The organism is Frischella perrara, assembly GCF_000807275.1.
GTDB classification, from domain to species: domain Bacteria; phylum Pseudomonadota; class Gammaproteobacteria; order Enterobacterales; family Orbaceae; genus Frischella; species Frischella perrara.
The window spans coordinates 2096798-2109673 of sequence record NZ_CP009056.1; the positions used below are offsets into that span (position 1 = coordinate 2096798).

Annotated in this window: 8 protein-coding genes, 1 tRNA gene and 1 pseudogene; 1 reads left to right on the plus strand and 9 read right to left on the minus strand. The window is 31.9% G+C overall.

The genetic code is table 11. The features are described from left to right. Positions 1-97 precede the first annotated feature (97 nt). Both FPB0191_RS09090 and secG read right to left on the minus strand, forming a co-directional pair. Positions 98-182, minus strand: a tRNA-Leu gene (locus tag FPB0191_RS09090). A 10-nt stretch (positions 183-192) separates the two neighbouring features. Then, entirely contained in the window at positions 193-570 is a 378-nt protein-coding gene (secG, locus tag FPB0191_RS12485; RefSeq protein ID WP_039105509.1) for a preprotein translocase subunit SecG, read from the minus strand. A gap of 208 nt (positions 571-778) precedes the next feature. Here secG and thiI point away from each other — a divergent pair, with 208 nt between their 5' ends. Next, on the plus strand, positions 779-2224 hold the full coding sequence (gene thiI / locus FPB0191_RS09100) for a tRNA uracil 4-sulfurtransferase ThiI (RefSeq protein ID WP_039105510.1): 1446 nt from the start codon (positions 779-781) through the stop codon (positions 2222-2224). A 73-nt stretch (positions 2225-2297) separates the two neighbouring features. Here thiI and FPB0191_RS09105 read toward each other — a convergent pair whose 3' ends face one another. The 7 genes and pseudogenes from FPB0191_RS09105 to FPB0191_RS09135 all read right to left on the minus strand — a co-directional run bounded on the left by FPB0191_RS09105 (position 2298) and on the right by FPB0191_RS09135 (position 12799). After that, positions 2298-5072, minus strand: a complete 2775-nt coding sequence (locus tag FPB0191_RS09105) for a M16 family metallopeptidase (protein ID WP_039105511.1) — start codon at positions 5070-5072, stop codon at positions 2298-2300. A 2-nt stretch (positions 5073-5074) separates the two neighbouring features. Continuing rightward, positions 5075-6757 carry an ABC transporter ATP-binding protein/permease gene (locus tag FPB0191_RS09110; RefSeq protein ID WP_039105513.1) on the minus strand — a complete coding sequence of 561 codons (1683 nt, stop codon included), beginning with the start codon at positions 6755-6757 and terminating at the stop codon, positions 5075-5077. 17 nt (positions 6758-6774) lie between these two features. Beyond that, positions 6775-9309 carry a TonB-dependent receptor plug domain-containing protein gene (locus tag FPB0191_RS09115; RefSeq protein ID WP_110021830.1) on the minus strand — a complete coding sequence of 845 codons (2535 nt, stop codon included), beginning with the start codon at positions 9307-9309 and terminating at the stop codon, positions 6775-6777. A 231-nt stretch (positions 9310-9540) separates the two neighbouring features. Then, positions 9541-10116 carry a DJ-1 family glyoxalase III gene (locus FPB0191_RS09120; protein WP_039105514.1) on the minus strand — a complete coding sequence of 192 codons (576 nt, stop codon included), beginning with the start codon at positions 10114-10116 and terminating at the stop codon, positions 9541-9543. A 20-nt stretch (positions 10117-10136) separates the two neighbouring features. After that, positions 10137-10784: pseudogene (locus FPB0191_RS09125) on the minus strand (sugar transferase); the annotation flags it as partial. A 62-nt stretch (positions 10785-10846) separates the two neighbouring features. Further along, positions 10847-11662 carry a glycosyltransferase gene (locus FPB0191_RS09130; RefSeq protein WP_039105515.1) on the minus strand — a complete coding sequence of 272 codons (816 nt, stop codon included), beginning with the start codon at positions 11660-11662 and terminating at the stop codon, positions 10847-10849. Positions 11663-11806: 144 nt separating this feature from the next. Next, positions 11807-12799 carry a glycosyltransferase gene (locus FPB0191_RS09135; RefSeq protein ID WP_039105518.1) on the minus strand — a complete coding sequence of 331 codons (993 nt, stop codon included), beginning with the start codon at positions 12797-12799 and terminating at the stop codon, positions 11807-11809. Positions 12800-12876: the final 77 nt, after the last annotated feature.

Here is a 12876-nt window from a genome sequence, read left to right on the forward strand (position 1 = left end):
TTGGATTAAAATGAACAACAAAATAGGCTTAAAGCCTTGTATTTGTTAGTTTTGATGTGTTTTAAAGGATTTAAAAGAATGTTACTGATTATTGAATTGGTGCCGTGGGCGGGACTTGAACCCGCATGCCCTAGAGCACTACCCCCTCAAGATAGCGTGTCTACCAATTTCACCACCACGGCAGTTTATAGATTATTCAGGAATATCTGAAGTTGGGTTAACCTGTTCTTGTTCATTTGTTGAATTATCAGGTGTTGTTACTGGTTGTTGACTATCGTTTACTTCTTGTGTCGCAACTGGTACTCCATCACCAATATTAGAGAATGTATCATTCGAGATCTGTTTACTTCCAATATTGGCTAGAACGAGGCTAATAACAAAAAATAAAACACCTAAAATCGTTGTTGTTCGAGTAAGGAAATTTCCTGTTCCTGCTGAACCAAATAATGTTGCAGAAGCACCAGCACCAAAAGATGCTCCCATGTCAGCTCCTTTTCCTTTTTGAATAAGAACTAAGCCAACAATTGCAATTGCAATAAGTAAATAAACAACGATTAAAATTCCGTACATGTTAACCTACAGTTAATTTAATTATCTTTTTTCAGCGCAAAAAGCCTAACGCAAAAGAAAATAAAAATATTGATGGCGAATATTAACGAAACATCACTCAACAAGCAAGTAAATTTTTATAATTTCTTGCTATTTATTTAATCTATTGTACGCATTATCGCAATAAATCTGTATAATGTCGCGAATTTTTTATGTTGTGATGATTAAAATGAAATTTATTATTAAACTTTTTCCAGAAATCACCATTAAGAGTGATTCAGTTCGTTTACGTTTTATTAAAATTTTAACTAGTAACATTCGGAATATTTTAACACATGATTTTGCAGTTGCTGTTGTTCGTCACTGGGATTACATTGAAGTGAGACCAAAAGATGAAAATCAGCAACACGCTATTTTAGAAGCACTTACCCGTATACCGGGTATCCATCACATTTTAGCTGTTGATGAACTAACTTTTACTGATGTGCATGATATTTATGAAAAATCGCGCGATTATTATCTTCCGTTGATTGAAAATAAAACGTTTTGTGTTCGCGTCAAACGACGTGGTAAGCATGACTTTACCTCAATCGAGGTAGAACGTTATGTAGGAGGTGGTTTAAACCAATCTGTAGCAAGTGCTAAAGTTAAATTAACAAAACCTGACATAACCGTTAATTTAGAAATTGAAAACAATAAATTGTTATTAGTGAAAGGTCGTTATGAAGGGATTGGTGGATTCCCTATTGGAACCCAAGAAGATGTTATGTCGCTGATTTCTGGTGGATTTGATTCTGGTGTTTCGAGTTATATGCTGATTCGGCGTGGTTCTAGAGTACATTACTGTTTCTTCAATTTGGGCGGAGCAAGTCACGAAATTGGCGTTAAACAAATGGCTCACTATCTTTGGCAGCGTTTTGGTAGTTCCCATAAAGTACGTTTTATTGCAATTAATTTTGCAGATGTAGTTGGTGAAATCTTGGAGAAAATCGACGATGGGCAAATGGGGGTTATTCTCAAACGTATGATGGTGAGAGCCGCATCAAAAATTGCTGAAAAATATGGCGTTCAAGCATTAGTTACTGGTGAAGCATTAGGACAAGTATCTAGTCAAACGTTAACCAATTTGCGTATGATAGATAATGCTACAGATACCCTGATTCTAAGACCTTTAATTACTCATGATAAAGAGCAAATTATAAAATTAGCTCGACATATTGGTACTGAAGATATTGCTAAAACTATGCCTGAATTTTGTGGCGTAATTTCCAAAAATCCTACGGTTAAAGCGATTAAAGAGAAAATAGAAGCAGAAGAAGCTAATTTTGATTTTGCAATTTTGGAAAAAGCTATTAGTGAAGCTCAAAATATCGATATTAGAGAAATAGCCAAGCAAACGGTCAACTCAATCCAAGCCGTAGAAATGGTATCGGAATTCAATCAAGATAATATTATTATTGATATTCGTTCGCCTGATGAACAGGAAGATAAACCACTAGAGATGGAAGGAGTAAAAATTCATTCGATCCCATTCTATAAATTATCTACACAATTTGGCGATTTAGATCATAGTAAACAATATTTACTTTATTGTGAACGTGGGGTAATGAGTAAATTACAGGCACTTTATTTAATGGAACAAGGTTATACTAACGTTAAAGTGTTTAGACAATAACAGAAGAATCTTTATCTAATTAGTTTTAACGAAAACAACAGCTAAGATTAATTAGCTGTTGTTTGAATTGAACTTATTGCGTATTAGTTGCCTTTGGCAGTAACCGAAATTGTTTTAAATTTTTTCCTATAAATTGTTGTGCTAGTTCATTTACATGATCTATTGTTATTGACTGGACGAGCTGTTTCTGCTGGGTAATCTGCGTGAAATCCTGATCATCAGTCGCTATCTGTGCGATAGAATTACTCCAATATTGGGCGCTTTTAATCATTTGATTATAATTAACTTGCCATGCTTGTTTAGCCTGAGCTAACTCCTCACTATTCACGCCGTAACGTCGGATGTTATCCATTGTTTCGTTCACTAATTGTGCGATTTCGTTAGCTCGTTTGGGATCGGTTGTAAAATTTAAACGAGCTAAATAATAGGCGTTAGGTTTCTTAATGAGTTGTTCTGAAAAAACAATTGTATAAACGCCTGAATGTTGTTCTCGAATAATGGTTCTTAATCGTAAATTGATAATATAATCTAATAAACTCAAAGCTAATTGATCGGTATATTGCCATTTAGCATTTGTTGAATAAATTATACTAACCATGGTTTTATTACTTGTTCCATAAGGATAATCTAACTGTAAAGGACGATTTATTGGTGTGATTTGATTATCCTTCCAGTTCGTAACGGATTGTAATTTATCTCCCTCTGGTATTGTAGCTAACCAAGTTTTAACTAGTTGGTTGATATTTTCGCGATCAAAATTTCCCGTTATTACCACTATTGTGTCTTTGGGTGACGCATATAATCGTTGATATTGTTTTTTTAATTGACTCAGAGTAAAACTGTTCCATGTCCCTTTGGGATCAACAATTAATCGTTCACTATGATTAAATGATTTTTGATGAATAAAATCAAGAAAGTGCCGTTCTATAGGTTGATGATTTTGAGATAATTGAGCATTTTGTTTTACTAAGGAAAATTTATTTTCATCAAACTTAGGGGTAACTATTTTCATGTATAATAATTTAAAAAGTGTTTCGAGCTCGTTTTGTGGCGCACTTCCTTCATAACCATGAAATAATAGCTCAGTATAAGGTACTAAATCGATTTGCCGCTGTTTTAATTGCGACATATTAACTAACTCATTTGTTGATGCATTAGCAATATTTTGAGACCATGCTGTTAAACCTATTTGATTTTTATCATCAATAGATTGTCCACCTGGAACACGTACTTTGATCTGCACGTTATCTGTCAAATTTTTATCTTGATGCAAAATTACTTGCATACCATTACTTAAGATTAATCGTTCACTGTTAATTGAGTTAATTAATTGTGTTTCGTTAATCTGCCCTTCTGTTAATGGTGTTATATCCAATTGAATCTCTTTTTTATGAAAAGGGAAATCGGATAATTGATGATTAGATCGACTTTCATTCCACGTAAGTTGGATTTGTTGTTTTGTTATTTTATGCTTATCGGTTTCAGGACCAATCACTGCCAAGCGTAGTTCGCTGTCAGCAAGTCGTTCTGCTACTGCTTTTTTTAACTGACTGGCATCAATACGATTAAATATCGTGTTAGTAAAATATAGTTGCTGTTTTTTACTAATGATAGGTAACTGATATTGTAATGCTGTGGTGATTTGATCTGCTTGATAAGCATTAGTATAATTATCTTCACTTTGAGCTTGCTGAGCTAATTTTCTAATTATATTATCTTTAGCCTCTTGTAGTTCCGCATCAGAAACTGGAACAGTTGCCATTCGTTGTAACTCATTAAATAATACCTGCATTGCTTGAAGATAATTATCTTGAATCGGAATAGCAAAAAATGTGTATTGTTGTCTTTGTTGATCTAATAATACACTCTTTTTTTGTCCTTGAAGCGCTTGAATTTTTTGATTTTCAACCAATAAGCTAAATCTTTGGTTCAATATATATAACCAAAGTTGATCAACGATATCTTCTTGAAAACCTAATTGAGTATTTAAAGATTTTTTTAGATTCTTTTGCAACATGACTTGAATCATACGTTGACCTTGTTCTGGGTCAAAAATCATTTTAATTAATGGTGATGTATAGTGTTTATAGTTACGCAGTTCTGGGATATCTGGCGGTGTTTTCCCTTTAGGTTGTTGACCAAATAATTTTTCAATAGCTTTTTTCATTGATTTTTGATCAAAAGATCCCACAATCACCACACTCATTCTTTGAGGTTGATACCATTGGGAATAAAATTGCTTAGCTGATTCAGTGGGTCCATTTTTAATAATTGAAAGATCACCAATAGGTGAACGTGTCGCATACAAGCTACCTTGATAGCGTAAATCATCTAATTGGCTATTAATACGGTATGCAACGCCTTGGCGTAATCGCCATTCTTCAATGATAACATCTCGTTCACTATCATAATCTTGTTGGTTGAATGAAATGTGATAAGCCCAGTCGGATAATACTCTTAAACCAAGATTGACCGCTTTTTCATTATCAGATAAAGATAGTTTATAGGTTGTCGTATTAAAACTGGTAACAGCATTAATGTGAGAACCTAACTGGATTCCATATTTTTCTAGTTGTTTGAAACTACTTTTATTGGGAAAATGTTGTGTTCCTTTGAAAGCCATATGTTCTACAAAATGAGCTAAGCCCAGTTGCTGTTCATCTTCTTGTAATGATCCACTATGAACAATTAATCGCATTTCAAGACCTTCTTTTTCCCGTGGCAAGAAAAGAACTTTTAATCCATTATCTAAAGTAAATTGTGAAACGGAAGGATTTTGTAACTTTGGTTGTTGATTTGCACATGCAATTAAAAACACCATAATAATCATCAATACTATCTTTTTCATCTTTAATTACCTAAACCAAAATCATTTATTTCCACAATTATATCGCTCAATGCTTGTATTTCTGTTTGATGTGAAATCAAGACAATTGAACTTGTTGGTAGCTGTTTATTTAACAATATAAGCAATTGTTTTGCACTATTAATATCTAAGCTTGCTGTAATTTCATCAAGCAGCATCAATGATGGTTTTTGTAATAATAAACGAGCAAACAGCAATCTTTGCTGCTCTCCGCCAGATAGAATAGTCTGCCAATTTGTGGTTTGCTGTAGATTTAATATTAAGTTATCTAAACCAACTTGATTAAGAACCGTAATTAGTTCGTCTTGATCATAATCACACGGTAGTTTTGGATAGGCTAATAAATCCACTAACTTCCCTTCACCAATCATAACCTTTTGAGGTATCCAGATAAAATCTTGTGTGCGATGAATATCCCCCTCATAGGATGACCAAAATCCAGCCAAGCATTTTAGTAATGTTGATTTTCCTATGCCCGAACGACCTTGAATTAAAATTGTTTGACCAGACTCTGCCCTAAATGAAGGAGTTATGATTGACTCTTTTTGGTTTGACAAATTAATGACCAGATTATCAACTATTAATTTAGTTTGTTGATCTTCATTAATCATTGATATAGGATTTTTAATAGGCGGTTCTAATAAATTCACGAAATGATAAAGACGGCTAACAGTTGCTTTCCATATTGCAATATCTTCATAACAAAAAATGAACCAACTTAATGCGCTATTAATTTGCATAAATGCCATTCTAATTTGCATTAATCCACCGAGCTGTATTGTTCCACTTATAAATTTAGGTAATGCAAAAAAAATAGGGGCTAAACTTGAAACTTGACTAAAACCATTAACAAAAAATAGCAGATTACGTTCTTTACTAATTAAATGATGCCAATTTCTAATTACTGAATTAAATTTTATTCTTAGATGTTGTTGTTCCCATTTTTCGGCATGTTGTCCAGCTATACTATCTCCATTATCGCGACATCGTATGAGCGCACTGCGGTAATTAGCTTCATTTTTTTGTTTTTCAATATTAATAGGATGTAATTTGCGACCAATAAAATGAGTACAAAATGAACCAACTAATACGTATATAATACAGACAAAAAACATATAGCCAGGTATAGAAATATCGATGGAAAATAGGTTAAATTCTAATGTGCCCGATAATTGCCATAAGATAGTTGCAAATGAAATAAAAGTTAAGGTCGATGTTAAAAATGATATTAACAATTGTAGGCTTTGACTAATTAATAAATTAACATCTTCGGCAATGCGTTGATCAGGATTATCTGGCATTTTTCCTTGTAAAGTTAAATGATAATGTTGCCCATTATTAGCTAACCATTTTGCTGTGATAAATTGCGTCATAGCATCACGCCATTTGATCTGTAATTTTTTACGTAAAAAATCAGCAAAGACAACTAACAATAGAAACACAGCAACCAATAAAATAAATTGCCATAATAAGTGAATAATTTTGTCACTATCTAATACTTGTAGTGCATTATAAAATTCACCATTCCAATCTACTAATAAAACATTTAACCAAGTCGTGCTTAAACTAAGTGTCAATATAATAACAAGTAATACCCAAGCTAAACCAGCTTTAGATGAACACCAAAAAGGTTTAACTAAATAGAGAAATTGTTTAATTTTTTGCATATTAAATCTCAAAATAATCAAAAATCATAGTTGAGTTGTAGCCAGAATTGTCTACCAACATCATATGAATTAAGAATAACCATATCTCTAGTTGAGTTATAATAAGAATAACGATCGGTTATATTCTTTTTGTTCAATACATTATCAACTTCAAGTGAAACACTACCACCATAAGCAAAAGAAGGTGCCCATGAGACTTTCATATCCCAACGGAAAGTACTCGCAAAATCTTCACGAGTATAGCGTGCTAATTGACCATGTTGACTATCGTTATGATATTCATTGTCATATCTAGCTGCTTGATAGCGACGCCCATGCCATTCAAAAATATTATAAACTGAAAGATCCCAGTCTGGAATTTGAGTTCTTAATTCAAAATTAAAGCGCAAAGGAAGATTAAAATCAGTAGCTGGTAGTTTTGATGCTTTTATGACTTTACCATTATAATAAACGTAATCCTTATTTATTCTTCCAGAAGGATCATAACTAGCATAGCCATTTTTAGGTTTATTACTTTTATTTTTTTCCCAAATTATCGAACTAATAATGGTATTTTCTGTATTACCTAACAGCCAGGGTTCAGGATTACTCACACTGATTGAAAAACTATCATGTGAACTTTTACCCGAGTTATCAAAGATTTTAATAACCGAATTATTTGCTTTTGGTCGACTGACTACTTCATTGTGACCATCCCGATGAACATATTGGAATTTCCATAAAGTATTAAATAATGTTTGCTCTAACCCAAAACTAAATTCGTCACTATATGGGGTTGATAGTGAATTTAAACCTTCAAAATCTGTTTGATGTTCCCAACTATCATCAATTTGTGTTCCTGGTGCACATTCCTCAACATCCATAAAACCAGAACAATGTCTTAATCCTGCATTTTGTGCGCCATAAAGCGCATATATCAGCATATTACGCCCATAATAGCGGCTATATCCTGCTATAATATTGGTTTGACCATTACCTAATAAATCATAAGATGTGGTAATACGAGGAGCAAAATTTGCCTCTTTGACGAAATCATCATAGTCTAAGCGTATACCTAGTCTAATGGTGAGTCGTTGGTATTTAATCGTATCGTCTAGATAAGCTGCATAATTCGTGTAACTTGCTGAATGGTGCCCTGCCTCAAAAACCGAAGTAGACCAATAGTCATTCATATACGGTTGCATATTAAAATAGTAAAAATTGTAGCGATAATAATCTTTATCTCGCTCATAAATTCCTTTGGTCTTACCATATTCAAAACCTACTTTAGGTTCATGTAGTGTTGCACCAAATTGAATTGGTCTAAATTGTAGTTTAGTTTTAAAATTTGTATTTTTTTGGGTTGTTTTTAAGTCTCCAACCCCTCCGGAATTGTAAGTTTTATTTGGATATTGTGAATAATCATTAAAACCAATAAAGAAATTTTGGTCGCTTTTACGCTTATCTTGTAATTGTTGATAACCTGCATTTAACGATAATTCAGCAAAATCAAAATTAGTCGTTAATTCAAACATACCACCTATACCACTATGATCGGTTTGAGTACCCGAATTATCTTCTTTAGGTGAAAATGAATAATCTTCATGTTTAGAATAGTTAATAGATAAATCAGCATTAGTATTCTCTGTCATGTACCAACTTAACTTGCCAGAAAAATTATTGGAATCACGAGTTTGATTTTTAAAACCTTGATAAGGTTTATTCGTGATAACGATATCATTATTTTTATTAAGGCTAGGTGATAACCCCATAAATTTTACAGCTGATATATCTGACTCACGATGTGAAGCGGAAAAAACAATCCCTAAGGTATCCGTTATACCTGCTTCAAACCATCCACCAAAACTCTCTTTTTTATAATGTGGCTGAAAACGACTTGGTCGGCTGCTATCATTGTTGGCAGTATTAAAATCAACACGATGATCATAATAGACTTTATTCCATGCTGAACGTGTCGAACTAAAAAATATACTTCCCCCATTATTATAGCGCCAACGCTTGCTGGTAATATCTACCACTCCACCAGTGAAGTTACCGTACTCAACAGGAATATTGTTATCATAGACTTTAATATTATCAATTAATCGGCTATCTATATAAAAACCTTGTTCACTTGATTCAATAGTAGTGCTCGTCACACCATTCCCATCACTTGATGGATCAAAATCATTATTGAAGCTTATACCATCAAGCATAAAATTATTTTGATAACTATTCGCACCACGAATAGTGATTTTATTCGGCTTAATTTCACCCTGTTGATTACCACTCATACCACCATTCGACATTTGCACTGCTGGTAGTGTTTTCAGTAGATCAGTCACATTACCATTGCCTATGGTACCAGTTCTAATCTCCTCGGAAGTAATAACTTCAGGTTTTGATATATCATCAATTGATGCCTGAATAACTAGTACATCTTTAACATCATTTTCTTCTTTATCAGATTGCTCTGACATTGTTTCCTGAATTTCATTTTGTTCCGCCATGACTGGACAAGATATTAATCCCATGCTGATGATAAGATAGGATAAGGAGGGTACGTTTTTCATTATTTTACCAAATAAGAATAGATATCATATGCTTTTGTAAATGATAATTATTCTTAATTGCAAAAATAAGTCAATAACAGTTTAAGGTACAAATCAACCTGAAATTTAATTATTAACATTAATTTTTTAAGAAATCTATTTTGTGGGTATGATAGGTGTATAAATTTTGGTAGTGGATAACGTAGATCCACTAATATTTTATATCATCAATATTGTTTTGGATTTTATTCTTTAATGCGAATAATCATTGATACCGAGAGGTAATATCAAATCTTTCGCAACTTCTTGAGCTTTGGCTTGTCCTACTAAAACTGCAATAATTTTAAGAGCAAAATCTATTGATGTTGCGGGTCCCTGACTTGTGAGAACTTTATGAGTTTCATCATAAAAAACACGCTCATCTTTCCAATTTTTGAAAATTTGTTTTCTACTTGGATAACCTGTCATTTCTGCTTCAGGGAAAAGATTATGATACTGTAAAACCAAAGCAGGACTAGCACAGATAGCTGCAACAATATTGCCTTCAGCATGCGTTCTTTTCAACTTTTCAATTACATCTACAGAATCTCGAAAATTTTCAGCTCCGATTAAACCACCAGGTAATATAACGACATCAAAAGACAATTCTTTTACTTGTGAAAATGTCTTTTGGGTCAAAATTACTACTCCTCGCGAACACTTTATTTCCCGTTCTTCTGTAATACTAGCATAAGTTACATCAATACCTGCTCTTGTTAATAAATCAATTGTTGTGACTGCTTCTGTTTCTTCACAACCTTGTGATAGTAAAACGAGTGCTTTAACCATAGTAATCACCTCTAATAAAATTAATAAGCTCCTTTTCTAAATAGAACGACCAAGACCGTCTTAAATAATATTTGAATATCTTTCAGCAGAGTCCAACTAATAACATACTTTGTATCTAATCTTATTCTTTCATTATATGTCGTATCATTTCTTCCACTAACTTGCCATAATCCTGTAATACCTGGGCGTACAGCAAGGTAATATCTAACATACTGACGATAACGTTGGAGTTCTACTTCAGTGACAGGACGAGGTCCCACGAAACTCATATCACCTTTAAGAACATTCCATAGTTGAGGTAATTCATCAATACTGGTTTTCCGTATGAAATGACCAATTGGAGTTATCCTTGGATCATTCTTTAATTTAAAATCTTTTTCCCATTCAGCTTTAGCTACTGGGTCAGTTGCTAATAAATGTTCTAACACTTCTTGGGAATTATTCACCATTGAACGAAATTTATAACATTTAAATGTCCTTCCTTCCATGCCAACCCGAGTATGTCCATAAACAGCGGAACCTCCATCTTTAGAGATTCTAAAAAATAAATAAACAAATAGAGGTGATAATAAAACCAATAAGAAAAATGCCAAGAAAATATCAAATAATCGTTTAATAAAACGGTTAGATTTAATGAACCACGATTTTTTAGCTTTCATAAGTTTTATATTCTTTTAAATTGTTGAACCATATAATATGCTGTAATATAAAAATATGATACTGAAAATATTCATTTTCTTAAGAAATAGTATATTGGTCTCAATAAATTACCCGGTAATAATCTTGGCAACGAACGGAATAAAAATAAACTATAAATGGCTGGTTTATTCTGAATTTTTAACGAACTTTTAAGTTTTGCTAATTGCCACTCGCTTTTGATATATTGTATACCCCTACGACGACGATACAAATCATTACCTACTCTCGCCATTACTAAATTATCTGGTAAGTTCTTAACTTCCGTTCCTTTTGAAATCACTCTCAAAAATAAATTATAATCTTCCATAAATAAGTGATGCTGATAACCACCGACATTCTCAATCATATCTTTTCTATAAATAATTGATTGATTATTAAATGGAGAACGATATTTTGAAAATTTAATAATATCAGAATGTTCCGTGGGCACTTCTCGTATTGCAACAACATTTTCAATATTATCAATAAATTCTGACATTTGACTTCCAAGTATAGCTAACTGAGGATTTTCTTTAAGACATGATATTTGTTTTTGAAAACGTTCGGGTAGCGATATATCGTCCGAATCCATAATGGCAATATAACTATGGCTACAATGTTTTAAACCTACATTCTTTGCCTTACCTGTTCCTAAATTCTTATCTAATTTTATCCTCTTCAAAATACTTGGTATTTTGTTTTGCCACTGTTCAATAACATCATATAATCCGTCATTTAATGGGCCATCTTCTACTAAAACAATTTCATTAGGTTTTAGAATTTGTTCATCCCAAATACTGAGTAAAGATTGATTCAAATGTAAAGGATTCTCTTTATAATACACAGACATTAAAACTGAAAAGTTCATCTTTATCTCCCTTATATTTAGGTTATGAGTCCATTTAATTGACTATTTTAATAGTCGTTGCCATTTTGTTAGATGTTCATTCAAGAAAATCTATTCGCTGATTCTCTTGTATTTTTAGATATACTATATGTTGGAATTCTAATTCTATCTTGTCAAATTTTTTAGAATAAAAAAAAGATATTTATATATTACTGATATATAAGGGAAAAAAAACAATAGAATAACTTTTTTTCTAATTTTATATTTCTTAATAAGAAATAACATTTTATTTTTGTTAATATATCTAAAAAAACATCTCTTTGCTTCTTTAAAGGAAGCATAGGCTTGATGAGGAGGATAAAATTCAAATAATAAATAACGATAAACAAACAAGTTATAAAATGAATTTAAAATAAGTAATTCATTTGATGCATCCAAATCAGATAATTGTTGTTTAAATACACCATAAAAGTCTTCTAAATGAGACAGTTTTATATTATGTGTTAAACTACTTTGATTTTGTCGATAATAATATAAAGGCTCTTGTATCGCCCAAATTTTTTTACATTTGATAAATATTAAGGGATATAATAGTTGATCTTCATAGGATTTTACTTCAGGAAAATAATTATCAATATAATAAGCTTTTTTTATTACTTTTGACCATGCAAACCACTTAAGCGCTTCTAATGATGATTTTTTGGCGTTATTTGTAAGTAAAATTTCGCCAGAACCATGAAAATGACACTGAAATAATTTTTTATCGTTAATATTTTGAAATTTATAAGCATTTATTTCTATTAAATCTATGGAATTATTTTTCTCAATAATATTTAATATTTTTTCAAAATATTCTGTTGATAACATATCATCAGAATCTAAAAAAGCTATATATTCCCCAGATGCCAAATCAAGTCCTTTATTTCTTGTTTTCGCAATCCCTTGATTGTTTTGTGAATAAATTTTAACCAAATAATCTTTACTCAGATCAACTCGAAATTGTTCAATAATTTGCTCACTATTATCTAAAGAACCATCATTAATTATGATAATTTCGATTTTTCGCGATTTTATAGATTGTTCTAGCAGAGAATTAAAACAATCAGAAAGAAAATTTCCTGCATTATAAACAGGAATAATAACTGATAATAATACCATTATTTAAAATATCCTATTTTTCAAATAACTGCTTTTCAAAAGATTGATTCAAATATGAAGAAATCTCTTTATAACAT